General features: G+C 64.5%; 19 protein-coding genes and 1 pseudogene. 4 read left to right on the top strand and 16 right to left on the bottom strand.

Features of this window, described 5'->3' with window-relative positions:
• Position 1: 1 nt before the first annotated feature.
• The 11 genes and pseudogenes from VGH41_RS09810 to VGH41_RS09760 all read right to left on the bottom strand — a co-directional run bounded on the left by VGH41_RS09810 (position 2) and on the right by VGH41_RS09760 (position 10,032).
• Positions 2-343 carry a DUF3613 domain-containing protein gene (locus VGH41_RS09810; RefSeq protein ID WP_331597203.1) on the bottom strand — a complete coding sequence of 114 codons (342 nt, stop codon included), beginning with the start codon at positions 341-343 and terminating at the stop codon, positions 2-4.
• A 32-nt stretch (positions 344-375) separates the two neighbouring features.
• Positions 376-1,182: a pilus assembly protein gene (locus VGH41_RS09805; protein WP_331597222.1), complete on the bottom strand. Its 807-nt coding sequence runs from the start codon at positions 1,180-1,182 to the stop codon at positions 376-378.
• Positions 1,183-1,351: 169 nt separating this feature from the next.
• Positions 1,352-2,368, bottom strand: coding sequence for a type II secretion system F family protein (locus VGH41_RS09800; RefSeq protein WP_331597202.1), 1,017 nt, complete (start codon positions 2,366-2,368; stop codon positions 1,352-1,354).
• Positions 2,368-3,408 carry a type II secretion system F family protein gene (locus tag VGH41_RS09795; RefSeq protein WP_331597201.1) on the bottom strand — a complete coding sequence of 347 codons (1,041 nt, stop codon included), beginning with the start codon at positions 3,406-3,408 and terminating at the stop codon, positions 2,368-2,370. Before VGH41_RS09795 ends, VGH41_RS09800 begins: the two co-directional genes overlap by 1 nt.
• A complete protein-coding gene (locus tag VGH41_RS09790; RefSeq protein WP_331597200.1) occupies positions 3,401-4,768 on the bottom strand; it encodes a CpaF family protein in 1,368 nt (455 codons plus the stop codon). The genes VGH41_RS09795 and VGH41_RS09790 overlap by 8 nt, the downstream gene beginning before the upstream one ends.
• Before the next feature lie 3 nt (positions 4,769-4,771).
• Positions 4,772-6,004 (bottom strand): fimbrial protein, encoded by a 1,233-nt coding sequence (locus tag VGH41_RS09785; protein WP_331597198.1) that lies wholly within the window; start codon positions 6,002-6,004, stop codon positions 4,772-4,774.
• 156 nt (positions 6,005-6,160) lie between these two features.
• A complete protein-coding gene (locus tag VGH41_RS09780; protein ID WP_331597197.1) occupies positions 6,161-7,639 on the bottom strand; it encodes a type II and III secretion system protein family protein in 1,479 nt (492 codons plus the stop codon).
• 40 nt (positions 7,640-7,679) lie between these two features.
• Positions 7,680-8,612, bottom strand: a pseudogene (cpaB, locus tag VGH41_RS09775) (Flp pilus assembly protein CpaB).
• Positions 8,613-8,715: 103 nt separating this feature from the next.
• Positions 8,716-9,213, bottom strand: a complete 498-nt coding sequence (locus VGH41_RS09770) for a TadE family protein (protein WP_331597196.1) — start codon at positions 9,211-9,213, stop codon at positions 8,716-8,718.
• Positions 9,210-9,710, bottom strand: coding sequence for an A24 family peptidase (locus tag VGH41_RS09765; RefSeq protein WP_331597195.1), 501 nt, complete (start codon positions 9,708-9,710; stop codon positions 9,210-9,212). The genes VGH41_RS09770 and VGH41_RS09765 overlap by 4 nt, the downstream gene beginning before the upstream one ends.
• A 160-nt stretch (positions 9,711-9,870) precedes the next feature.
• Positions 9,871-10,032, bottom strand: a complete 162-nt coding sequence (locus VGH41_RS09760; protein WP_331597194.1) for a Flp family type IVb pilin — start codon at positions 10,030-10,032, stop codon at positions 9,871-9,873.
• Between the two features lie 652 nt (positions 10,033-10,684).
• On the opposite strand from VGH41_RS09760, the gene VGH41_RS09755 reads away from it, so the two are divergent.
• From VGH41_RS09755 to VGH41_RS09740, 4 genes are all read left to right on the top strand, one after another.
• Positions 10,685-12,109 (top strand): collagen-like triple helix repeat-containing protein, encoded by a 1,425-nt coding sequence (locus VGH41_RS09755; protein WP_331597193.1) that lies wholly within the window; start codon positions 10,685-10,687, stop codon positions 12,107-12,109.
• Positions 12,110-12,288: 179 nt separating this feature from the next.
• The gene (locus VGH41_RS09750) at positions 12,289-13,680 is read left to right on the top strand and encodes a collagen-like triple helix repeat-containing protein (RefSeq protein ID WP_331597192.1); all 1,392 of its coding nucleotides are present in this window, start codon (positions 12,289-12,291) and stop codon (positions 13,678-13,680) included.
• 241 nt (positions 13,681-13,921) lie between these two features.
• On the top strand, positions 13,922-15,622 hold the full coding sequence (locus VGH41_RS09745) for a ShlB/FhaC/HecB family hemolysin secretion/activation protein (RefSeq protein WP_331597191.1): 1,701 nt from the start codon (positions 13,922-13,924) through the stop codon (positions 15,620-15,622).
• Positions 15,623-15,851: 229 nt separating this feature from the next.
• Positions 15,852-16,346, top strand: a complete 495-nt coding sequence (locus tag VGH41_RS09740) for a DUF2147 domain-containing protein (protein ID WP_331597190.1) — start codon at positions 15,852-15,854, stop codon at positions 16,344-16,346.
• Between the two features lie 112 nt (positions 16,347-16,458).
• Here VGH41_RS09740 and VGH41_RS09735 read toward each other — a convergent pair whose 3' ends face one another.
• The 5 genes from VGH41_RS09735 to VGH41_RS09715 form a co-directional block, all read right to left on the bottom strand.
• The gene (locus tag VGH41_RS09735) at positions 16,459-16,911 is read right to left on the bottom strand and encodes a transposase (protein ID WP_331597189.1); all 453 of its coding nucleotides are present in this window, start codon (positions 16,909-16,911) and stop codon (positions 16,459-16,461) included.
• A gap of 173 nt (positions 16,912-17,084) precedes the next feature.
• Positions 17,085-18,182, bottom strand: coding sequence for a cell division protein ZapE (gene zapE, locus VGH41_RS09730; protein WP_331597188.1), 1,098 nt, complete (start codon positions 18,180-18,182; stop codon positions 17,085-17,087).
• Positions 18,183-18,274: 92 nt separating this feature from the next.
• Entirely contained in the window at positions 18,275-19,705 is a 1,431-nt protein-coding gene (gene lpdA / locus VGH41_RS09725) for a dihydrolipoyl dehydrogenase (RefSeq protein ID WP_331597187.1), read from the bottom strand.
• 137 nt (positions 19,706-19,842) lie between these two features.
• Positions 19,843-21,123 carry a 2-oxoglutarate dehydrogenase complex dihydrolipoyllysine-residue succinyltransferase gene (gene odhB, locus VGH41_RS09720; protein WP_331597186.1) on the bottom strand — a complete coding sequence of 427 codons (1,281 nt, stop codon included), beginning with the start codon at positions 21,121-21,123 and terminating at the stop codon, positions 19,843-19,845.
• 121 nt (positions 21,124-21,244) lie between these two features.
• Positions 21,245-24,106: a 2-oxoglutarate dehydrogenase E1 component gene (locus VGH41_RS09715; RefSeq protein ID WP_331597185.1), complete on the bottom strand. Its 2,862-nt coding sequence runs from the start codon at positions 24,104-24,106 to the stop codon at positions 21,245-21,247.
• Positions 24,107-24,411 lie beyond the last annotated feature (305 nt).

Genomic DNA, 24,411 nt, shown 5'->3' with positions numbered 1-24,411 from the left:
ATCAGTACTGCGGCGAGCTGCCGAGCTGAGCGCCACTGCCGCCGCCCTGATTCACAGCAGAGCTGTAGAAATCGGGAATCTTCGAATCGAACGACTCCATGTAGCGCTGGTATGCGCGGCCGGCTTCCGCGCCGAGCATGGGCTGCACAGGTGCGGCCGACCCATTGCTGCGCTGCAGTTCGCGCCACGACTGGGTCGCGTGGCCGATCTCGCTGGACGGCACCGGCGGCTGCGCGGCCTCGCTCTGGGCCCAGGCCGGCTGAAGCCCGGTCAGTGTCGCCGCGGCCAGCAGCGTGAGGCCCGCGTAGCGCCACACGCCTTGAATGACGTACTTGTTGTTCACGATGACTCCCTCATCCCACGATCAACCCGCTCTTATTGTGAGAACCGCTGCAACAGCCGCGGCGCGGGGTCGATGCCCTGCCCGCTCTCGGCCAGCGCGGCCCGCATGTCCTGCTGCGAGCGCGCCGCGCGTGGTTGCGCGCGCCTCGCTGCCGCAACCTTGAACGCGTCGCGGTGAATCGCGGCGCGCACCTCCGGCGTGAACTTCTGCTGATCCATCAACGACGCCGCATGTTGTTCTTCGCCGTTGGCCAGCAGATAAAGCGCGACATTGCTGACGATCTTCGGATTGCTCTGGTCCAGTTCGGCCGCCTTCATCAGCGGCACGCGCGCGCCGTTGACGTCGCCGGCGCGCAGCAGCGCGTAGCCGAGGTCCGACAGCGTCAGCGGATCGGTCGGGACCAGCCGGGCCGCCTCCTGCAACTCCTGCGCCGCGACGCCGAAATTGCCCGCGGCCCCCGCAATCAAGCCGAGCCCGCGATGCCCACGCGCCGCAAGCGGCGTCTGCAGCAGCCTGGCGTAGGCGTCGGCCGCAGGATCCGGCTGACTGGTCATGCGCAGCGCGTCGGCGCGCAGCAGCACCGTGTCGGGTGTCGAGCCGTACTGTTTTTCGAATGCATCGATATGCGCCAGCGACGCATAGTAGAGCCCTTGCGCCTGCATGCGCCGGATCAGGTCGAGGTACACCCCTGGCGTGTCCGGCGCGGGGTCGCGGCCGGCCTGCTCGATCTGCGCCGCACGTTCGGCCTGCGGCCCGATGCCATAGCCCGTCTCTTTCGACGCACAGGCGCCGAGCAGCGTCAGCGAGACTACGCTTGCGAGCGCGGCTGCGCCTCTCAGGAGCGCCGCGCGTGATGGAACGCGCGGCGCCGCGTGGTGAAATGCGCGGTGAGACACATCACGAGGGCCGCCGTAAAGCGCAGCGCCGGCCTTGCTGCCAGACGTAAGCTCCGCCTCAACACGTGCTGCAAATCCTTCTGTGTCCGAAATGTCATTCATGGCCTTCAACCTACCGTTTGATGTTCGACAACGCATGCGTGACGGACAGAATGCCGGGGCCGGCGGTCACGATCATGAGCGCCGGTAGCAGCGTCAGGACCATCACGCCTGTCATCTTCACTGCCAGACGACCGACGCGCTCGCGCAGCATCGCGCGGCGCGCTTCGCGCAGCCGTTCGCCGAATTGCTTGAGCGGCTCTTGCACCGCGCCGCCGTGCCGGTCGACCTGGATCAGCAGACGCACGATCGCGCGCAAGTCTTCGTTGTCGTAGCTGGCGGCGATGCGCTGCAGCGACTGCTCGCGGCTACGCCCTGCGGCGAACTGGCGCTGCGCGATCTCGAGCTCGCGCGACAGCACCGGCAGCACGCCGCGAAAATCGCCCACCATCACCTGCAGACTCTGATCGAGCGACAGGCCGACCCCTTGCAGGAGACGCAGCAGGTCGACCAGCATGGGCAGCTCGTCGATCACGCCGCGCCGGCGCGCCGCGGCGCGGCGCTGGATGACGAGCTTCGGCGACATGAAGCCGATGATCAGCGCGCCGATCGTCAGCGCGACATAGCGCACGTTGTCGACATACCCATTGACGAGCACCGCGGTCAGGGCCGGCAGAACGATTGCGCAGCCAATCCGCGCAACCAGAAAAAGCCCACGTGCCCGCGTATCGACGAAACCGCATTGTTCGAGCAAACGCCGGTCTTCTTCAGCGACGAGCTGCCGCCCAAACGGCGTATCGAGCCAACTCACGCCGGTCTGCGCGAAGCGCTCGAGCAGGCTTTTCAGGCCGCGGGCGGGCGCGCTTTTCGGCGCGTTCCGCAGACCCGCGGAGGTACTGTCCACCGCCCGCGCCGCGGCGCCCGCGGCAGCCAGTGCGGCGCTCTGCTGGGCGCGTTGATCCAGCGCTTGCGTGAGCGTGCGCTCGCTGCGCCTCGCGGCGGCAAGCCGCACCAGCACGAGACCGGCGATCAACAGCAAGCCGAGCGCGGCAAACGCGAGCGCAAGTGCAAGAACCCGGTTGGCTTCCATCACTCCCCCCGCAGGCGTGTGAGGCGGTACAGCAGGTACGCGCCGAACAGCTGCAGCGCAAACGCCAGATACACCAGCTCGCGCCCAGTCGGATCGAACCACATGGCGCCGAAATAGCGCGGATTCGAGACGATCAGAAAGCCGCCGATAGCGAGCGGCATCAGCGCCAGCACCCACGCCGACAAGCGCGTCTCCGCCGACATCGCGGACAGTTCGCGTTCGGCCTGTTCGAGGTCGCGCATGAATGCCGACATGCGGTCGAGCATCACGTCGGCGCGGCCGCCGTATTTCACCGACAGGCGCAACACGGCGCCGACCAGTTCGAGTTCGCGCGCACCGTACACCACGGCTGCGTGCGACAGTGCGCGGTCGATCTCGACACCGGAGCGCAGCATGCGCGAGACGTGATCGAGACATTCGCGCAACGGTGTTTCGGTGGTTTGCACCGCGCCCTGGAACGCCGCCGGCACGCTATTGCCGAGCGTGATCAGACGCACGATGCCGTCGAGAAACGACGGCAATTGCCGCACGATAGCCACCCGGCGCTTCTGCGTGCGCACCGACACCAGAAACCAGATGAAACACAGGCACACGGCCAGCATGGCGGCCACGCCCAGCGCACCGCCCTCGCGAGCGGCGAGCAGGCAGAGCCACGCCGTGACGATTGCCGCGATGATGGCGAGGGTCCGCGCGTTCGAAATACCCGCGCGAATCATCAGGTTGTCGATCAGGACGCCGACACGCGCCTTCTGGTACGCCCATTGATCGCGCAGGCCGGCACCCTTGCCCGGCGCTTCCGGCGCCAATGCGCCGCGGCCTGCGGCGGGGCGCCCCCCTGCATGGACCGCCGTGGCCGCCCTGGGCGGCGCGCTCCGCGGCACCGTCTCGGAACCGCCCGGCATGGCCGGTGCGATCCGGCTGTCGATAAACCGCTCCGTGCTGACCTGATCCTTGCGATGCGCGCCGCGCTGCAATAGCAGCAACGCGCCGGCGGCACACAGCAGCGCGAGCGCCGCAAAGAGCAAGGTGACGCTAGACATTGAAGCCTCCGCCGAATCCGCCGCCGCCAGCGCCGCCGAAGCCGCCGAAGCGGCCCGACTGTTCCGGCGCGCCGCCAAGCGCCTGCCGGAAGCGTGCGAGCTTCGGCGAATGCGGATGGATCCCGAGCGAGGTCCACTGGTCGAGCTCGTCGCCGTCCTGCGTCGCCACCGGTTCGTAGCGGTACAGTTCCTGCGTCGCGATGATGTTGTCGGACAGGCCCGTCACTTCGGTCACCGACAGGATGCGCCGGCGCCCGTTCGACAGCCGGCCGATCTGCACGATGAAGTCGATCGCGTTGGCGATCTGCCGGCGCAGGCTCGACTCGGTGCCCTGGAAGCCCGCGAAGCCCGCCAGCATTTCGAGCCGGTACAGGCACTCGCGCGGCGAACTGGCGTGCACCGTGCCCATCGAACCGTCGTGGCCGGTGTTCATCGCCTGCAGCATTTCGAGCACTTCGCCGCCGCGCACTTCGCCGACGATGATGCGGTCCGGACGCATCCGCAGCGTATTGCGCAGCAGATCGCGGATCGACACGACGCCCGCGCCGTCGAAACCGCCCGGCCGGCTTTCGAGCCGCACCACATGCGGGTGATTGAGCGAGAGCTCCGCCGTATCCTCGATCGTCACCACCCGCTCCGGCTCGGGAATGTGAAACGCCAGCGCGTTGAGCAGCGACGTCTTGCCCGAACTCGTGCCGCCGGACACCAGCACATTGCAGCGTGCCGCCACGGCGGCCTCGAGCAGCGCACCGATCTCCGCGTTGTAAGTGCCGTTGCCGAGCAGATCTTCCGGCCGCATCGGATCTTTGCGGAACTTGCGGATCGACACGATCGGACCGTCGATCGACAGCGGTTCGATCACCACGTTGACGCGCCCGCCGTTCGGCAAGCGCGCGTCGACCATCGGATTGGACTCGTCGAGGCGTCGCCCGATCGGCGCAAGAATGCGCCGCACGATACGCAGCAGATGGGCGTTGTCGGCAAAGCGCACCGGGATCTTCGTCAGGATGCCGTGGCGCGACACATACACGTCGTTGTAGCCGTTGATCAGAATGTCTTCGACGGCCACGTCGTTGAGCAGGTCCTCGATCGGCCCGAAGCCCGCCAGTTCTTTCGTCAGCGCTTCGGCAATCAGACGCACTTCGCTTTCGTTGATCGGAATGCGCCGCAGCCGCACGAAGCTGTCCATTTCCAGATCGACGAACTGGTTGATCGCGTTGCGCGACCAGCGGCCGAATTCCGCGCCGAGTTCCTCGATGCGGGTGAGCAGATGCTCGTGCGCCGCGTTCTTGATGTCCTGGAACTGCTGGCTTTGCGCGAACGAAGGCGCGTCGTCGGCAAATTCGATGTCTTTAGCCATCGTCTACGACCGCTTGTTTGAGGTTGGAATGAGGCGCCTGAGCGCGCCGAATGCGGACTTGCCCTGCCCCGGCACGGACGCCCCGCCGAGCCGCTCCACGAGCGGGTCGAGCGCGCGCACGTAGGGATCCCGCGCGGACGTGTCGATCAGCAACTGCCCCTGGTTGACCGCTTGCCCGAGCGGCACGCGCCGCTCGGGCAGTGTGGCGAGCAGCGGTATGTCGAGGCGTTGTGCGATCTGCGCGGCGGTGAGTCCCAGGTCCGGATCGAACTTGTTGACGATCAGCCGTAGATTGCCCAGTTCGACGCCTTGCTCGCGCAAGCCGTCGAGTACGCCCACCGCCGAAACGATCGACGCCACGCCCTGATCGCACAGCAGCCAGGTCTCATCCGCGGCCTGCACGACGTGCGCGATGAACTCGCTGTTGCTGAAGCCCCCCAGGTCCACGATCTGCTGGTCGAAAAATGCCCGCAGCCGGGTCAGCAGACCGATCGAGCTCGAATAGGACACCTCGCGCATGTCGGCGAGATTGGGCGGCAGTGAGGTGAGCGCAAGCCCGCTGGCATGATGCGAAAGGGCGGTATGGACGAAGGTCTGATCGAAGCGGCGCAGATTGCGCACCGCTTCGACGAAATTGAATTCGCTGCGCGTGTTGAGCAGCAGCGAGCCGTCGCCGGCCGGCAAGCCGAGATCGAACAGCGCCGTTTGCCGCCCCTGCGCGGCGTCGCGCCGGTGCAGCAAGGTAGACAGGTTCGCGGCCAGCGTGCTCACGCCCATGCCGACGCGTGCGCCAAGCATGACCGTCACGTGACCGTGCCGGCTGACCGGTTCGACCAGGTTCTCGAGCACCTGGCGCGTGATGCGCAGTGCGTCTTCGGCCGGTGCGGACAGGTCGATGAAATCGCGCACACCGACGCGCAGCGCGGCGAGCGCGCTCTCCGGCTCGGCGAGCGAACCAACCGCGACGATCTGCAAGCCCGGATACGCGGCGCGTGCGGCGGCGGCCGCCGCGCTCGCCGCTGCAGCACGGCCGCCGGAGAAATCGACGAACAGCAGCGACGGGTTGAGCGCCGCGATGCGCTGCGTGAGCAGCGACGGATCGAGCGTCACCGGTTCCACCGCACCCGCCGCCACCAGCGTGCCGGAAAGCCAGTAGACGTGTTCGTCGGCTAGCGACGCAAACACGAAATGATCGGTGATCGCGCGGTCAGTCAACGAATGCGTTCTCGCGTTCATGGTAGACATCCTTATGCGGCCTCGCCTGCAGGTCCGCCGATTCGTACTGCGCACTGCCGCAGGTGGCGTGCACCCATGCGCCGCCCTGCCCGTTCCTGCCTTGCGTCCGTTGCGGCATCCGCGGCCCGCTTGCCTGCGCCCCACTCTCACACGGGTTCATTTCGAAAATCCCGGTGCCGCGTCCGGCGACATCACACCGCCCAGCAACGATTGCCATACCGGACCGTTACGCTGTTCGGACTGCTCGCCGGGCGTCGACGGCAGCGCCGCGCCCCTGGCGATCGGCGAGACCAGATGCGGCGTCACGATGATGACCAGCTCCTTGTCGTTCTGCGTGTAGCTCAACTGCTTGAAGAAGGCGCCGATGATGGGCAGATCGCCGAGCACCGGCACCTTCGACACGTTCGACATGGTCTCGCGATCGATCAGTCCGCCGATCATGAAGCTCTCGCCGTCTCCGAGTTCGACGGTCGTATCGGCACGCCGCGTCGTGATGGCCGGCACCGACACGCTGTCGATCGTGACGGCGTTGGTAAAGTCCAGCTGGCTCGCCTCCGGCGCCACCTTCAGGGCGATCCGATGCGGACCCAGCACCGTGGGCGTCAGCGTCAGGCCCACGCCGTAGGGCTTGTACTGGATCGACACCGTGCCGAGTCCTTGCGGCACAGGCACGGGAATCTCGCCACCAGAGAGGAAGTTCGCGCTCTGCCCGGACAGCGCAACGAGCGTCGGTTCGGCCAGCACGCGCGCGAGATTGTTGCTCTCCATCAGGCTCAGGTCCGCGGCGATCCCATGCGTGACGGAGTTGAACACCAGGTTGAAAGCCGATGAGATCGGCGTCGTCGCGTTGAACTGCGGCGACTGGCCGAAATTTGCGGACGTCAACGACGAGGGCGCAAACGAGCCGAACGTGAAGCCGTTGTTCTGCTTGAGGATGTTCAGGCCCACCTGCTTGAGCACCGAACGGCTGAACTCCACCACGCGGACATCGACCTGCACCACCGGGCGCGAGGCCACCGTCGAGGTGTCCACCACCGTCGCCTCGCCGCCTGCCGTTGCACCGGAACTGTCGCCGCGCGCCCCGCGCTTGCCGCCGCCCTTGTTGCCCGCGCTGCCCGTGTTCGTGCTCGGGCCGCCGTCGGCGGCGTCGGCGGCCGCCATCTGATGGGCCCGTGCTTCCGCGCCGGCCACCGCCACCGCGCGCTGATGCTGTTCCATCGTCGCGGCCGACCCGTAGATCAGCGCGGTATCGCCCAGCGTCCTGACCGCCGGCGTGTCAGGTCCGAGCAGCGCCCGTGCCGCCGCGGTCGTGACGTTGACGGTATAGGTGAGCGGCGCATCGCCGTTGCGCTCCCACAACATCACATTCGTGGTGCCGGGCGATTTGCCGATCAGCAGTACGCCGCCCCGTTTGTCGCCGCGGATCACGAGTACGTCCGCCACGGCCGGGTCGGCCACTGCGACCCGCTGCAGGATGTGCCCGCTCGCCAGCGACTGCTGCGAACCGACCGTGATATCGACCGATTGCGTATCGACCGGCTGCGGCGCAGCGGCGGCGGCGCTCGTGCCAGGCACGGCCAGCGACGCCACGCACAGCCACGCCGTCAACCCACATGCAAAAATCTGTTTTTTCATATTCTTATGGACGCGTCCGGCCGTCCGCTCCCTGAAACTGCTATCGGGCGACCGTTTCGGCGCGCCCACCCCGTATGACTTCAATTCCGTTCGCCGACGCGTCCGCTACCCGCGTCGCGGGCCGGACAATCTGCGGCGCCGGCTGCGGCCGGACAGCCGGTGCGCCCGCGCTGCCGGACAGCGCGCTGAGCGCGACGCCGGTTGCGGCGCGCGTCGAATCCTGTGCGGGGTCGCCGCCCGTCGTGTGCGCCGCGGTCTTCAGCACACCGGGCAACGGTGCGAAGGCAGCCGCGTCGACCACTTCGGCATCCTTCGGACTGCGTAACGCAAAGACGAGGCGCCCGGCCGTTTCTGCCAGGGTCAGCTTGTCGACGTCGGCCACCGGCACGGCCAGCACCGCGGTACGCACCATGCCGCTGGCGTCGCCCGGGTTGTCGCTGGCCGGCGTGGCGTTGCCGAACGCCAGCACGCGGACTTTCGACATCAATAGCCGCGCCTAGGTCTGGTCGACCTCGGAGCCAACGCCGGAATTGAGATCGCGCTTCAGCGTGAAGAAGACATCCACGAAATTGCCGGGACGCAGCCGGTTGCCGACGGCATTGCCTTCGTCGACATGCACCGCGACCGCCCGCTCGCCGGGTTCGAGGACCTCGGCGAGCCCCGACGAAAGCTGCGCTTCGAGCACGGGCGCATCCGCACCGATGTCCGTGGTGGGCACACGGCCGGCCAGCGTCGAAGGGTCGGCAAACGCGCCATTCGGATTGATAGGCAGGGCTTGCACACGCAGCGCGTCGGCCTCGATGGGCTTGCCGGCCGGCAAGGGTCGCGCCGCCACCACGACGGGGAAGCTTGCCTGTGCCACGGACTTGACGGGTGCCGGTGCCGGCCGTCGCGACAGCGTCCACGCAAAGATGCCCAACAGCACTGCAAGCGCGAGCAAACCGCCCGCAAGGACGCGTGTCAGATTCGGCATGATGGGCCGCCCGATGGGTTGTGGGCGGCCTGGCCCGTGGGCCATCCCGACGAGCATGAAGCCGGGCAGCGCCAGACTGCCGGACATGAGGCGAATGCGGAGATCACAGTATGTTTTCCGGATTGAGTTGCACCATCGCGCTGCTCTGCAGCGACGCCGGCAAGGCGAGTCCCCACAGCGGCAGCGCCGGGATGAGCGGATTGTTCGAGTAGTCGTAAGTGAGCGTGACGTTGACGCACTTCATGGTCGCGTCGTAGCTGCATGAGGTCGCCGTCGTGGTGCATTGGGCCTTGCTCACCAGGCTCGCCACCATGTTGCTTGCCGCGGTGCAGGCGGCACTTGCGCGGGCGCCGAGCGCCGCGCCCGGGCTGGCGGCCTGCTGGTAGTTCAGCGCGGCGCGGGCGCCCTCTTCGGCGGCAAGCGTGAGGTTTTGCTGCGCGACGAAGATCAGGCTATAGGTGACGATCGCGTAGAGAATCATGAAAAACGCCGGGAATACCACCACGAATTCCACCGCGGCCGAGCCGCGTTCGGTGCGCCGGGGCCGCGCGATCGGCCGCGCGGCCAGACGGCGGAGCGGCACGCCGGATGCCTCGTTCATCGCACTCTCCCGGCAAAAGATTGCACTGCCAACCATCCGAGCGCCGCTAGCGTCATAAAGGCCGCATACGGCGCCCCGCGCTTACCGGCCACTTCGAAAGTGGGTCCAGCCTGGCGCCCGATCGCTGCGAGCGGCGTGCCGCTCGACATCACCAGCCACAGAGCATGCACGCCAGCGGCAAGACTCGCGGCGATCCACAGACCGGGCAGCGCACGCATGCCGCACCATGTGCCGAGGACAGCGAAGACTTTCACGTCGGCCGAACCCATGACACCCAGCGCGAAAAACGGCAATAGCGCCGCCAGACCGACGAGTCCGCCCACGGCCGATTGCCCGGCGGAAATGCCAAACGGGCCGCTTTGCACGAGTGCGCAGCCCAACGCCATTGCCAGACCGGCAACGACCAGCGAATTAGGAATGCGGCGGCGGCGGCAATCGAAAACGGCGATTAAGGCGGCCCAAACCACAAAAATAATCGGAGCGGGTGACAGGTTCATGGTGATATTCGACGGGCGAGGCACACCAATACGGACCGCAATAGCAGTCCGTACTGGTTCCATTCAGAATGGCTCTCGTCAAGCGCGTAAAACTTGCCGGCGCGGGCCGGCAATAATACTGATTGCGCTTATAGAAACTGCCGCCGTCTAACCTTGAAAGTCACAGCGAATTAACGATGTTGGCAAACACCTGAACCAGTTTGGCCTCGACACCGTTGAGACTGCCCACAAGGGCTACTGCAATAAGACCGGCAATCATCGCGTACTCGATTGCCGTAACCCCTTCTGTTTCTCTCAGGAAGCGCTTGGTGAATGTTTTCATTTTTACCCTCGGAATTTCTGTAGTCGTTTGTATGCGTGCTGCATTCGATGAGGGCGTAGTCAGTACCTTGGCCGCCGATTCTCTCGTTCGTCGACCCGGGTCGTTTGCACTGCCACACCTCTTTCATCGCAGCCGGCTTCAAAGCATGAGTTTATGTCTGGCCGTCTGTTCGATATAGCACCTCCCTCGCTGTCTCCCGATGCTCCCGGCTTTTATAGCGTATCAATCTTATTAAAGCAATCGTCTGGAGCCCTATGAGCGGTATTTTGTTTGAAGTGTTGTGTCTACCTAGATTAACGGTAGTTCGTGCGTTGCAGCACATAGGACTAACCATAGGTTAGATTCGCTCCACTAAATAACCGTTTCAACATTCCGTTTCAAGCAGGCGGCGTTGTGATCGCGTTACGCACCCCACCGTAACGCGAAACATGGATCGTTACGTTACGCAAAATGCTAAATCGTATTCAGCATGGTTATGCGTCTTTAGGGTCCCGTTCGATTCTCACTCCATCAGCAACTCGCAACACCTTTATGCGCCTTGCTCCCAGCGATTTAAAAAGCGCCCCCTCGGTATTCTCCAGTTGAAATGGCACGGCTGTTGCAGAGACAGGCACGCGGCACTCTCCAACAACACATGCGATTCGAGGGCGACATGATTATTCAAACGACCAGCCACACGGTACGGGCAACATTCATCGCGGCAACGGTGGCAACGATGCTGTCGTTGAGCGCGTGCGGCGGCTCAGGCACCCTGAGCTCGGGGACCGGAAGCAACGGTAGCGGCAGCGACGGCGCCACCCTGACGACGTCGGGCGGCAGTGGTTCGACCGGGGCAAACGGCTCCGGCACGACGAGCGGCGCGGGCGGCACGACCAGCGGATCAACCGGCTCCACGGGCACCGGCAACAACGGCGGCGGCTCGACCCCGACTGCCACGGCCAATGCGCTCGGCACCGTAGCGGGCAACGCCGGTAACGGCGTGAGCAATGTGGGCTCGACCGTGTCGGGGATCGGCTCGGTGATCGGTTCGCAATCGCTCCCCGGGATCAGTTCGCAGACCACGCAGGCAGCCGGAGGCATCGTGCAGAACCTGGGTGCAGCCGTATCCACGGTCGGCAACGGCGTGGCCCAGGGGCTCGGCGAGCTCGGCACGAACCAGAATGCAGTCGGCACTACGGTGTCGAGCCTGGGCGGCGCGGTGAGCAACGTCGGCGGCGCGGTCACGAGCACCGGCAACCTGGTGACGAGCCTCGGCAGCGGTCCGCTCGCCCCGCTCGCTGCCGTCACGACACCGCTCGGCGGCGTGATAGACACGCTCGGCGGCGCGGTCACCAAGGGCGGCGGCACGCTGGGCACCGCGCTCTCGACCGGTCCGGTCGAACAGGTCACCTCGACACTCAGCACGGCCATTACGCCGATCACTTCGATGGTGGCATCGACCACCCAAACGATCGGCACGACGACCGGCCTCGGCGCGCCGCTCAACGGCCTGCTGTCGACGATCGGCGGCGGCCTCAACAAGGCAGGCGGCCTCGTCGCCGCGACCGGCGGCAATCCAGTTACGGCAGGCCTCGGCGGCGTGGTATCGAGCACGGGCACGACAGTCAGCTCGGTCGGCGGCCTGTTGACGGGCGGCTCGACCAATCCGCTCGCGCCGGTCACCGGTCTGCTCGGCGGCCTGACGGGCGCAGCGGGTGGCGCGACAGGCAGCGGCCCGCTCGCGCCGGTCACCGGTCTGCTCGGCGGCGTCACCGGTGCGGCCGGTGGCACATCGGGTAGCGGGCCGCTCGCGCCCGTCACCGGCCTCCTCTCGAGCGTCACCGGCAGTCTGAACAGTGCGAGCGGCGGCAGCAGCAGCCCGTTGGCCCCAGTCACAGGTCTGCTCTCGAGCGTGACGGGCACGCTCGGTAGTGCCACCACCACGGTCGCGTCAACCGCCACGCCAGCCGCCACGACGACGGCGTCGACCGGCACGGGTGGCGGCCTCTCGGCCACCACCGGCAGCGGCGCGGGCGGCCTGCTTGCGCCCGTCACATCGCTCGTCGGCGGTCTGCTGGGGGGCATTGCGAAAAAGTAACCATCGGGACGGGATGCCGTGCCTGCCCGGCATCCCCTCTCGCCTGAGCTGAGGGCGCCGCCCGGCAATAACCCGATACGAAGGAATACCAGGCAACCCCCGGCAACCCCAGGCTGTACCGGCGCGCGGAGACCATCCAGCACGGCGTCACGACATCCATAAAAGACTGAGGAGCAACCATGTCCAACCCACGTTTTTTGGTTCCCCATGCGGCATGCGCGACGCTGTCATCGTTGCGCGCGCCGTTCAGCGCGCTGGCGCTCGCCTGCCTGCTCGCCGCTTGTGGCGGCAATGGCGTCAGCGCGCCGCCGAGCGCGTCGTCCGGCGGCGGCACCCCCACCGGTAGCGGCTCGGGCAGCGGCACCACCACGGCAGCCACCGGCACGTCGGGGCTCGTCACCACCGCGGCCAAAACCACCAGCGACCTCGGCAACACCATCGCTGCGCAGACCCTCCCCGGGCTCAGCCCGCAGGTGACGCAAGGCCTCGGCAACACCGTGTCCGCCACCGGCGGCACGTTGACGGCGCTTGCGAACGCCGTCAGCAGCGGGGTCGGCCAGACCGGCTCGACGGCGAATCCGGTCGGCACGACCGTCGCCGGACTCGGTTCCGTGGTCAGCTCGACGAGCGGTGTCGCGCAGGGCTTGAGCACGACCGTCGGCGGACTCGGCACGGGCAATCTGGCCGCGCTTGCGCCGCTGACCACGCCGCTCGCCAACACGCTCAGCACCGCCGCCAACGCGCTCAACGCGGGCGGTGTAACGCTCGGCAACTCGCTGGCGTCGGCGCCGGTGCAGCAGATCACACAGCCCGTCAGCACCGCCATTACGCCGCTCGTCCAGACCGCGGGCATCCTGACGCAAACGGTCGGCACGACCACCGGACTGGCGACGCCGGCGGGCGGTCTGCTTGCCCAGCTGGGCGGCGCGATCAGCAAGGCGGGCACGACGGCCGGCGCGGCGACGCAAAATCCGCTCGGCACCGATGTCGGCAGTCTGGTCGGCTCGCTCGGCAATACCGTCACGAATGCCGGCGGCCTCGTCAATCCGAACGGACCGAACGGCGCTGCGCCGATTCCGGGCCTGATCACGAGCCTCGTTGGCAGCACCACGGTTGTCGTCGCCAACGGGCCGCCCATGGGCGTCGCCGCCAATGGCCCGCTCGGACCGTTGAACGCGGTCCTGACAAGCCTCGGACTGGGTGTCACCCCCCTGAGCTCCGTGACCTCCCTGCTTGGCGGCACACCGCTCGCCACGCTCTCCTCGGCAACCAGCGGCACTCCGCCTGGCCCGCTCACATCCGTGCTGGGCAGCGGTCCGCTCGGTTCGGTCACGTCGACTTTGACCGGCGCCACCAGCAGCGGCTCGAATCCGCTCGCGGCCGTCAGCGGCGTACTGGGCGGCGCGGCCGGCGGCACCTCGGGCGGCAGCCCGGCGAGCTCCCTGCTCGCCCCGGTAACGGGTCTCGTCGGCCAGCTGAGCGGGACCCTGACGTCGGCTGCGGGCACCTCGGGCAGCGGCCCGGCTGGCGTGACATCGCTGGTCGACGGGTTGTTGGCCCAACATAAGTAGTCCGCATGAACGGCCAGGGATTGCGTTCACGCAAGGGCTCTCCCTGATTGGCCGACATCAGTAGCAAGCCGATGACGTACCAAGCCCGTGCTCCGTTAGCGGAGTGGACCCCGCAAGCGGGCACGTGGCGCAACGCGAGCACCCAAGGCAGGCTGCGCGTAGCCGCACACAACCAACGCATCCCGCCGGGCCGGGCGGCGCGTTCGAACGACAAGAAAGCTGGGCATACGAGGAAAATCCGATGAAACTCGGGTACGCAAAATGGACGCTTCTGCTTGCGGCAGTGGCAGCGGCGGCGGTGCACGCACAAACACGCCCTACGGTGGGTGGTAGTCCGGTCGGCGGCAACCCGCTGGAATCGTTGCCGCAGGTCAATGCGCCCGACAAGGGGCCTAACGTCACGTTGAATGTGCAGGCGCAGGCGCCGCAACTGCAGGCGCTGCTCGCGACCCACCTCACGCCCAGCCGGTTCCAGGTGGAAGGCGTGAAGTCGATTCCGTTCGACGACGTCGCTCAACGCTTCACGCCGCTCGTCGGCAAGGACATCACGATTGCCGATCTGATCCAGGTCGCCGATGGCGTCACGAAGCTCTATCAGGCACGCGGCTATGCGCTTTCGTTTGCCTTCGTGCCGGCGCAATCCTTCGAGAACGGCGTGGTGCGCGTGACGGTGGTCGAGGGCTACGTCTCCGAGGTGAAGATCACCGGCAATCCGGGCCGGGAAGAAGACAAGATTCGCGCGATCGCCGAGCACGTTCGCGCGGACCGGCCGCTGCGGCGCGCGACCTTTGAGCGCTATATCAACGTGCTGGGCATTCTGCCCGGCGTGAAAGTGGCGGCCAACGTGCCGCCGCCGCAGAACACCGACGGCGCCACCACGCTGGAACTCAAGGTGGATCGCAGACCAGTCGACGCAAGCGCCGGGCTGGACCTGAATCATCCGGGCGTGCAAGGGCTGCTGACGGCAACCGAAAACGGCCTGACCTCGCTCGGCGAACAGTTGAGCGTCTCGGCGCTGCTGCCCAAAGGCCGCGACAACGTCACGTACCTCGCCGCGCACGGCGCACTGCCGATCGGCAGCGACGGCCTGGTGGCGAAGATCGATGCATCGCATTACCGCGGCAACCCGGTCGATAATCCCGGCCTGCCCTCGTATGTCGAGCGCACCGTGATCAACGACAAGTTCGGCGGCTCGCTTGCTTACCCGCTGCTGCTGAGCAATTCGCAGAGTGTGCTCGGCACGGTGACGGCCTATGCGTCGCACGACGAAGACCGCTATCACAACACCATCAATGGCGCGCAGATCGGCTTGCGCTCGCAAGTGCGCGTGCTGCAATTGCAGGCCGATTACACCAGCGTAGACACGACCCAGGTCCGCAAAGCCAGCGTGAATGTCGCGCAGGCGTTCAACATCCTCGGAGCCTCCAAGGCCGGCGATTCGAATATTCCGGGCGTGGTCGAAACCAACCCTGCTTCGCTGACCTTCACGCGCACCGGCGCGAGCTTCTCGCAAACCAACCAGTGGCCGCTGAAGCTCGGCACCGCCGTCGCGATGACGGGGCAATACAGCCCGAATTCGCTGCCCACGTCCGAACAGATCTCGTTCGGCGCACAACGCTTTGCGCAGGGTTATCAACCGGGCGAAGCGTCCGGCGATTCGGGCTGGGGCGCGTCGTTCGAAGTCAATCGCGGCTTCACGCCCGGCTTCACCTATCTGAAGACATTCGTGCCGTACGTGTCGTTCGACATGGCGCGCGTCTATTTGCACGCGGGCACGCCGGCGCCGTCGAAGCTCTCCTCCATCGCGTTCGGCTTCCGCGTCTCGGATGCGAAGTACTACACGCTGGATCTGTCAGTGGGCAAGGCGGTCGGCGATGCGCCAATTGAAAGCGCCTCGCGCAGTCCGCGTATCAATGCCACCTTTTCGTATCAGCTGAATTGAGCACTCGAGCAAGGGCGCCGCGCGGACCCGGAAGAAAATTAACGTGCCCGCGCCGCCAGATTGATTAGAGGGTCCACTATCAAACGCGCGCGGCACTTTCACGTATTCTGCGTTGACCAATCCAGAAACAGATCACGCCAGACGAGGCACGCAGCGGCAACGCGTCGCCTCGCCGGTCAATAACGCCGCGCGACCACGATCGCGCAGTCCTATATCAAGGAGGAAGACAATGACGCAATTCACCGAATATGCCTTGCGTGCCCGTGCCACCATGAAGCGCACGGCGCAACACGCCGCGCTGGCCGGCGTGCTGCTCGCCGGCGCCGTCACGGCAATGGCGCAGACCGACAGTCCGGTCGGCACCTGGCAAACCATCGACGATCACACCGGCCAGCCCAAGGCGCTCGTGCAGATCACCCAGGACGGCAGCGGCGCGCTGGATGGCAAGGTGATCAAGGGACTCGGCCCAAACGATCAGCCTGACCGCCGCTGCACAGCGTGCACAGACGCACGCAAGGATCAGTTGATCCTCGGCATGACGATCATCAACGATATGAAAAAAGACGACGACGGCTGGGACGGCGGCCAGATTCTCGATCCGGAAAACGGCAAGCTCTACAAGTGCAAGATGCACCTGGAAGATGGTGGTAACAAGCTGGTGGTGCGTGGATATATTGGCGTGTCGCTGCTGGGTCGCTCGCAAACCTGGATCCGTCAGCAATAATTTCGGATACCTGCCTATCTTCGCTCGTGAGCAGAAAGATAAAAAAACCGGCCGACGATTTTATCGTTCGGCCGGTTTTTTATTGTTCGGCGGGTTCAATTCATTGGACTCGTCATGCAGCGTGTTTGTAGGACGCGGCAAAGCTGAAAACGGACGGCACCAGCGGTTGGGTGGGCTGGCCATAGACGGCTGGCGTGGACGCTGCAGCAGGGTCGGCTTCGGGGCGCGCAGCCTTGTGTTCCGGACTCACGTGAATGCGCATGCGTGCTTCCATCATGTCGCACAGTTGAGCACTGGCTTCGCCGAACAGCTGATCCATCACCCATTTGAGGACGCCTGACGCGTGCCACGCCTTGAAGCGGCGATGGCAGGTCTGGTACGACGGGTATTTGCGCGGCATGGCGGACCACGTAGCGCCGCTATACATCACCCACAGGACGCCGTTGAGCACGGAACGGGTGTTGGCAAGCGGGCGGCCACGCAGCTCGGAGCGCGGACGCAGCTCGGGGAGCAGCGGTGCAACACGCTGCCATTCTTCGTCATTGATATCTCGATACGGGGTCATGGTTTCCTCCTTCGTCAGAACCGTGACGAACAAGATATCGGCTGCCCCCTACATCGAATATAAGACCAATCTGAATCTTGAAATTGTGAGTATGGCCGCCGGGATTCGGCGGCCCAGACCCTGATCTATCGCAAAAGGCTGATGGACAGGATGAACGGTTTGGTTTGACAGCTTCAGGTCAACGAAGTATCGACGATGCGGCGCGGTGCATCGAGATATTCCTTTGACTGCATTTCGACGATCCGCGACACCGTGCGCGTGAACTCGTTCGCCATCGGGCCATCGACGTACAGGTCTTCCGGCGGCACCGCTGCCGACATCAACAGCTTGACCTTATGGTCATAGAACACGTCGATCAGCCATGTAAAGCGACGCGCTTCCGAGGCCATGCGCGCACTCATCTGCGGCACACCCGACAGGATCACCGCGTGAAAACGGCTCGCCAGCTCCAGATAGTCGTTCTGCGAGCGCGGGCCGCCGCACAACGTGGCGAAGTCGAACCAGACAACCCCGTCGGCCTTGCGCAGTGCCTTCAGCTCGCGCTTTTCAATGTGCAGGATCGGGCTTTCGTCCGGTACCGCGGCGAGGCGACCGAAGGCGTCGCGCAAGGCCTTGTCGGCGGCCGCGCCGAGCGGCGTGTGATACACCTCGACTTGCGCCAGCGTGCGCTGGCGGTAGTCGATGCCCGCGTCGACATTGATCACATCCAGTTTGGACTTGATCAGCTCGATTGCCGGCAGCATGCGATCGCGGTGCAAACCGTCCGGATACAGCGTGTCCGGATCGTAGTTGGACGTCATCACGAACTGCACACCGTTCTCGAACAGCTTGTCGAGCAAGCGGTACAGGATCATCGCGTCCGCGATATCCGATACGTGAAATTCGTCGAAGCAGATCAGCCTGTAACGCCTGGCGATGCGGCGCGCGAGTTCGTCGAGCGGATCAGCCTGGCCTTTCAGTTCTTCCAGTTCGCGATGCACCTCGCGCATGAACTCGTGAAAATGCAGACGCGTCTTGCGGTACAGCGGCACCACCGTGAAGAAGCTGTCCATCAGGAAGCTCTTGCCGCGCCCCACCCCGCCCCACATGTACACGCCGCGCGGCAGATCCGGGTGAATCAGCAGTTTCTTGAACGCATTCGAGCGGCGCGCCTTGTAGCCGGTCCACTCTTCGTAGCACCGCTGCAAACGGTCGACCGCCGCGCGCTGCGCCGGGTCGGATTGATAGCCCCGCGTCTGCAGTTCTTTTTCGTAGTATTCGGTGACGTTCATTTTCTGGCTGCAAAAAAGAAGGCGGGAGGGATTGAACCCGCCCGCCTTCGTCGTAAAGCTAAGCTGCTGCGATCAGTCAGGCGTGCGCGTCATTACATGTTCAGCGCGCGCTTGTCCACGGCAAGCGCCGCTTCGCGCATCACTTCGGACAACGACGGGTGCGGATGGCAAATGCGGCCGATGTCTTCCGACGCCGCCTTGAATTCCATCGCCACCACGGCTTCCGCGATCAGGTCCGACGCGTTGGCCGAGATGATGTGCACGCCGAGCAGTTCGTCGGTTTTCGCGTCGGCGATCATCTTGACGAAACCATCCGCCTTGTTGATGCCGAGCGCACGGCCGTTCGCCATGAACGGGAACTGGCCCGTCTTGACTTCGCGGCCTTCCGCCTTCAGTTGCTGCTCCGTCTTGCCGACCCACGCAATTTCCGGCTCGGTGTAGATCACCCACGGAATGCAGTTGTAGTCGATATGCGGCTTCTGACCGTCGATGATTTCAGCGACCAGCACGCCTTCGTCTTCCGCCTTGTGCGCGAGCATCGGGCCACGCACCACGTCGCCGATGGCGTACACATTCGGCACGGCCGTTGCGCAATGGTCGTCCACGTCGATGAAGCCACGCTCGTTGGCCTTCAGGCCGATCGCTTCGAGACCGAGGTTGTCGGTGTTCGGCACGCGGCCGATCGACACGATCAGGCGGTCCGCTTCGAGCTTCTGCGCGTTGCCGTCCTTGTCCGTGTAGTTCAGCGTGACGCTCTTGTCCGTGGTCGTCACTTCGCCGACCTTCACGCCCACGTGAATATCGAGGCCCTGCTTCTTGAACTGCTTGGCCGCTTCTTTGGCGAGCGCCTGGTCGGCCGCGCCGAGGAATTCCGGCAGCGCTTCGAGCACCGTGACGTCAGCGCCGAGACGACGCCACACCGAGCCCAGTTCCAGCCCGATCACGCCGGCGCCGATCACGGCCAGTTTCTTCGGCACGGAGTCGAAGCTCAATGCGCCTTCGTTGTTGGCAACGATCTTGTTGTCGACCGGAATGCCCGGCAGATGACGCGCCTTCGAACCCGTGGCGATGATCACGTTCTTCGCCGTCACCGTTTCCGTTTCGCCTTCGCCGCTCACTTCGATCTGCACGCCGGCGTCCGTCTTGCCGGTGAACTTGCCGTGGCCCTTCAGCCACGTGATCTTGTTCTTGCGGAACAGGAATTCGATGCCCTTGGTCATCTTCTCGACGATGCCTTCCTTGCGGGCCAGCATCTTCGAGATATCGACCGACACGTTTTCCACGCTAATACCGTGGTCGGCGAGGTGGTGTGACGCGTTTTCGAATTCTTCGGACGACGCCAGCAGCGCCTTCGACGGAATGCAACCCACGTTCAGGCAGGTGCCGCCGAGCTTCAGCGCGCCGGCCGGGTTCTTCCATTTTTCGATACAGGCGACCGACTTGCCGAGTTGCGCAGCGCGAATAGCTGCGATATAGCCGCCGGGACCGGCACCGATCACGACGACGTCAAATTCTTTGGACATGACAATCCTTTTGATGACGGGACGACGCACGGCCACGCTTCGTGGCGCGCGTCGTTCCAGTACAGCGGATGCTAGATGCGTGGTGCTTATATGGCGTCGGTTTGCGCAATGACAAGCCGACGCCGGCCGACAGACGCTTACAGGTCGAGCAGCAGGCGCGCCGGGTCTTCCAGCGCGTCCTTCATGGCAACCAGCGACAGCACTGCTTCGCGACCGTCGATGATGCGGTGGTCGTACGATAGCGCCAGGTAGTTCATCGGGCGGATCACGATCTGGCCGTTTTCGACCACAGCGCGTTCCTTGGTGGCGTGCACGCCCAGAATCGCGGATTGCGGCGGGTTGATGATCGGCGTCGACAGCATTGAGCCGAACACCCCGCCGTTCGAGATCGAGAACGTACCACCCGTCATTTCTTCGATCGACAGCTTGCCGTCCTTGGCCTTCTGGCCGAATTCAGCAATCTTCTTTTCGATGTCGGCAAGGCTCAGCTGATCTGCATTGCGCAGGATCGGCACCACCAGACCGCGCGGCGAACCGACCGCGATACCAATGTCGAAGTAGCCGTGATAGACGATGTCGTTACCGTCGATCGACGCATTCACCAGCGGGAACTTCTTCAGCGCGTGAACAGCCGCCTTGACGAAGAACGACATGAAGCCGAGCTTCACGCCATGTTCCTTCTCGAAGCGGTCCTTGTACTTGTTGCGCAGGTCCATCACCGGCGCCATGTTCACTTCGTTGAACGTCGTGAGGATGGCGTTGGTTTGCTGCGACTCGAGCAGACGCTCGGCAATACGCGCACGCAGACGCGACATCGGCACGCGTTGTTCCGGACGGTCCTTGAGCCAGGCGTCGGCGGAAGCCGGTGCCTTGACGTCCGGCAGCGACGGCCTGACAGCCTTCGGTGCGGCGGCCGGAGCAGGCGCAGCCTTGGGAGCCGGAGCGGCCGCGCCTGCGGTCAGCACGTCACCCTTGGTGATGCGGCCATCACGGCCCGAGCCGGCGACGTCGCCCGCGCCCAGATTCTTTTCTGCCATCAGCTTGGCAGCGGCCGGCGAAGCGGCCGTGTTCGCACCCGTTGCGGATGCGGCTTGAGCGGCAGGTGCTGCAGCGGGAGCCGCTGCGGCGACCGGTGCGGGCTTCACTTCTGCTTCGACAGCAGCCGCGCCAGCCTTGCCTTCCGTGTCGATCTTGGCGATCACCTGATCAGCCGTGACGGTGTCGCCGTCGTTCGCGATGACTTGCGCGAGCACGCCGGCGGACGGGGCCGGCACTTCCAGCACGACCTTGTCGGTCTCGATTTCGATGAGGATCTCGTCTTGCGCGACAGCCTCGCCGGGTTTCTTCTTCCACTGCAGCATGGTGGCTTCCGAAACCGACTCCGAAAGCTGGGGGACCTTGACTTCTACAATAGCCATTGTGATTTTCCTGAATACGTATCTGGTGACAACGAACCGTCTGCGAACCCTGGTCTGCGGCGAAGGCCGTCAGACGCGCCGCGGGAAAACGCACTGCGCTTTCCCGGTTCGGTTCAATGAGTTATCTGGCGATCGACGCGCTCTTGAGACGGCCGAATGCACCTTCGACCAGCGCCTTCTGCTGCTCGTAATGCTTCGCGTAGTACCCAACTGCCGGCGAAGCCGAAGCCGGACGGCCGCTGTAGGCCAGCTTCTGTCCTTCCTTCATGCCTTCCTTCAGGTGATGTTCGATGTAGAACCACGGGCCCTGATTCTGCGGCTCGTCCTGCACCCACACCACTTCGGTCGCGTTGTCGTACTTCTTCATTTCCGCTTCGAACTGCTTGTGCGCGAACGGATAGAGCTGTTCGATACGGATGATCGCGACGTCGTTGGCCTTCGCTTCGCGGCGATGCGCAACCAGGTCGTAATACACGCGGCCCGAGCAGGCGATCACGCGCTTGACCTTCTTCGCTTCGATCGCTTCGTCCACTTCGCCGATGATCGGCTGGAACGCGCCCTTCGCCAGTTCGGACAGGTCCGATACGGCTTCCTTGTGACGCAGCAGCGACTTCGGCGTGAAGACGATCAGCGGCTTGCGGAACAGGCGGATCATCTGACGGCGCAGCAGGTGGAACATCTGTGCCGGCGTGGTCGGCTGAACGACCTGCATGTTGTGGTCCGCGCACAATTGCAGGAAGCGTTCGATACGCGACGACGAGTGCTCAGGACCCTGACCTTCGTAGCCGTGCGGCAGCAGCATCGTAAGACCCGAAACACGGCCCCACTTCACTTCACCCGACGAGATGAACTGGTCGATCACGACTTGCGCGCCATTCACGAAGTCGCCGAACTGCGCTTCCCATGCGACGAACGTGTTCGGTTCAGCGGTCGAGTAGCCGTATTCGAAGCCGAGCACGGCTTCTTCCGACAGCACCGAGTCGATCACCGTGAACTTCGCCTGACCTTCGGCGATGTTCTGCAGCGGCACGTACGTGCCGTCGTTCCAGCGCTCGCGGTTCTGATCGTGCAGCACCGCGTGGCGGTGCGTGAAGGTGCCACGGCCCGAGTCCTGACCCGTCAGGCGAACTGCATAACCCGATGCGACCAGCGACGCGAACGCCAGGTGTTCGCCCATGCCCCAGTCGAGCTTCGCTTCACCGCGGCCCATCGCGCGACGGTCATTGATGACGCGCTCGACCAGCGGGTGAACCTTGAAGTTTTCCGGGATCGTGGTGACGCGTTCTGCGAGACGCTTCAACTCGGCGAGCGGCACTGCGGTATCTGCCGCGTCGGTCCACTTGCGGTTCAGGAACGGCACCCAGTCGACCGCATACTTGCTCTTGTAGTTCGAGAGCACCGGGTCGACGGTGTGGTGGCCTTCGTCCATCGCCTTGCGGTAGGCCTTGACGAATTCGTCGCCTTCTTCCGCGGTGATCACGCCTTGCTGAACCAGCTTTTCAGCGTACAGCGCGCGCGTGCCCGGATGCTTGGCGATCGTCTTGTACATCAGCGGCTGCGTGACGGCCGGCGTGTCCTGCTCGTTGTGGCCGAGCTTACGGAAGCAGACGATGTCGACCACGACGTCCTTGTGGAACTGCATGCGGAAGTCGATGGCGATCTGCGTGGCCAGCACCACTGCTTCAGGATCGTCACCGTTCACGTGCAGCACCGGTGCTTCGATCATCTTGACGACGTCCGAGCAGTACAGCGTCGAGCGCGAGTCGCGCGGATCCGACGTGGTGAAGCCGATCTGGTTGTTGATGACGATGTGCAGCGTGCCGTGCGTGCCGTAACCGCGCGTTTGCGCGAGGTTCAGCGTTTCCATCACGACGCCCTGACCAGCGAACGCCGCGTCGCCGTGGATCTGCACCGGCAGCACTTGCAGGCCGCTGTCGTCGCCGCGGCGGTCCATCCGGGCCTTGGCCGAGCCTTCGACCACCGGGTTGACGATTTCGAGGTGCGACGGATTGAACGCGAGCGACAGGTGAACCGGGCCGCCTTCGGTCGAGACGTCCGACGAGAACCCCTTGTGGTATTTGACGTCGCCAGCCGGCAGGTCGTCGACGTGCTTGCCTTCGAATTCGGCAAACAGGTCGGCCGGCATCTTGCCGAGCGTGTTGACCAGCACGTTCAGACGACCACGGTGGGCCATGCCGATGACGATTTCCTGCACGCCGCGGGCACCGCCGTGACGCACGACTTCGTCCATCGAGGCGATGAAGCTTTCGCCGCCTTCCAGCGAGAAGCGCTTCTGGCCGACGTACTTGGTGTGCAGGAAACGCTCGAGGCCTTCAGCGGCCGTCAGGCGATTCAGGATGTGCTTTTTCTTGTCGTTCGAGAAATTCGGCGTCGAACGGATCGACTCGAGCTTCTCTTTCCACCAGCGCTTCTGTTCCGGATCGCTGATGTACATGTACTCGGCGCCGAGCGTGCCGCAGTACGTGTCACGCAACGCCTTGACGATTTCCCGCAGCGACGCGCGCTCGAAGCCGAAATACAGGTTCGTTGCGCTGAACTCCTGGTCCATGTCGGCTTCGGTGAAGTCGTAGAACGCGGGTTCGAGTTCGGGAATAGCGGGACGTTCGCGGCGCTTCAGCGGATCGAGATTGGCCCATTGCGAGCCAAGAAAGCGATATGCGCCAATGAGGGACTGCACATAAACTTGCTTGCGAGCGGTAGCGAGATCTTCGCCGCCAGCGGCAGTGCGCGGGATGAAGGCGTTCGCCTTTGCCCGTTGAGCAAATGATTCGACGATCGGGCCGTGAGCCACGTCGTTGGCACTGGTGCCATCCGATGCAGGAACGTTCTGCAACGCGTCGAAATACACACGCCAGTTCTCGGGCACTGACGCCGGATTATCGAGATACGCTTCGTACATTTCTTCTACGTACGGAGCATTGCCGCCGAACAGGTAAGAGTTCGACTGGAATTGCTTCATCATATTTACGCTCACCTTTCTTCGAGTTTCTCGAGAAATAGCGGGTTACTCAAACCTTCCGCGACACGGCCTGACCGTTTGGCGGATTGCGCGAATCAAGTCTTGCTTGGAAGGACCTTAACTTGCATCCGCGCAAGCATAGCACAGAACGAATAGTCCAGATAGCAGGCATAGTGCCGCAAAAGCCCGCCGCAAGAGGGTTTCAGGGATATTCTCAGGACTGGCAACAGTGTTCTGCACGATACGTTTGCTATGAATGCAACACGTGCTGCGCAGAAACGGCAAAAGCCACCCTAGGGTGGCTTTTG

This window comes from Paraburkholderia sp. (genome assembly GCF_036488795.1).
In the GTDB taxonomy this organism is placed as follows: domain Bacteria; phylum Pseudomonadota; class Gammaproteobacteria; order Burkholderiales; family Burkholderiaceae; genus Paraburkholderia.
This window is presented reverse-complemented; position numbering and strand designations above follow the sequence as displayed.

Bases quoted from the DNA above. Each gene is read 5' to 3' on its own strand.
- odhB (WP_331597186.1), bottom strand. From the start codon at position 21,123: ATGGCTATTGTAGAAGTCAAGGTCCCCCAGCTTTCGGAGTCGGTTTCG.
- VGH41_RS09765 (WP_331597195.1), bottom strand. From the start codon at position 9,710: ATGAACCTGTCACCCGCTCCGATTATTTTTGTGGTTTGGGCCGCCTTA.
- VGH41_RS09800 (WP_331597202.1), bottom strand. From the start codon at position 2,368: ATGGAAGCCAACCGGGTTCTTGCACTTGCGCTCGCGTTTGCCGCGCTC.
- VGH41_RS09755 (WP_331597193.1), top strand. From the start codon at position 10,685: ATGATTATTCAAACGACCAGCCACACGGTACGGGCAACATTCATCGCG.
- zapE (WP_331597188.1), bottom strand. From the start codon at position 18,182: ATGAACGTCACCGAATACTACGAAAAAGAACTGCAGACGCGGGGCTAT.
- VGH41_RS09750 (WP_331597192.1), top strand. From the start codon at position 12,289: ATGTCCAACCCACGTTTTTTGGTTCCCCATGCGGCATGCGCGACGCTG.
- lpdA (WP_331597187.1), bottom strand. From the start codon at position 19,705: ATGTCCAAAGAATTTGACGTCGTCGTGATCGGTGCCGGTCCCGGCGGC.
- VGH41_RS09715 (WP_331597185.1), bottom strand. From the start codon at position 24,106: ATGATGAAGCAATTCCAGTCGAACTCTTACCTGTTCGGCGGCAATGCT.
- VGH41_RS09780 (WP_331597197.1), bottom strand. From the start codon at position 7,639: ATGAAAAAACAGATTTTTGCATGTGGGTTGACGGCGTGGCTGTGCGTG.
- VGH41_RS09785 (WP_331597198.1), bottom strand. From the start codon at position 6,004: ATGAACGCGAGAACGCATTCGTTGACTGACCGCGCGATCACCGATCAT.
- VGH41_RS09740 (WP_331597190.1), top strand. From the start codon at position 15,852: ATGACGCAATTCACCGAATATGCCTTGCGTGCCCGTGCCACCATGAAG.
- VGH41_RS09760 (WP_331597194.1), bottom strand. From the start codon at position 10,032: ATGAAAACATTCACCAAGCGCTTCCTGAGAGAAACAGAAGGGGTTACG.
- VGH41_RS09770 (WP_331597196.1), bottom strand. From the start codon at position 9,213: ATGAACGAGGCATCCGGCGTGCCGCTCCGCCGTCTGGCCGCGCGGCCG.
- VGH41_RS09735 (WP_331597189.1), bottom strand. From the start codon at position 16,911: ATGACCCCGTATCGAGATATCAATGACGAAGAATGGCAGCGTGTTGCA.
- VGH41_RS09790 (WP_331597200.1), bottom strand. From the start codon at position 4,768: ATGGCTAAAGACATCGAATTTGCCGACGACGCGCCTTCGTTCGCGCAA.
- VGH41_RS09795 (WP_331597201.1), bottom strand. From the start codon at position 3,408: ATGTCTAGCGTCACCTTGCTCTTTGCGGCGCTCGCGCTGCTGTGTGCC.
- VGH41_RS09745 (WP_331597191.1), top strand. From the start codon at position 13,922: ATGAAACTCGGGTACGCAAAATGGACGCTTCTGCTTGCGGCAGTGGCA.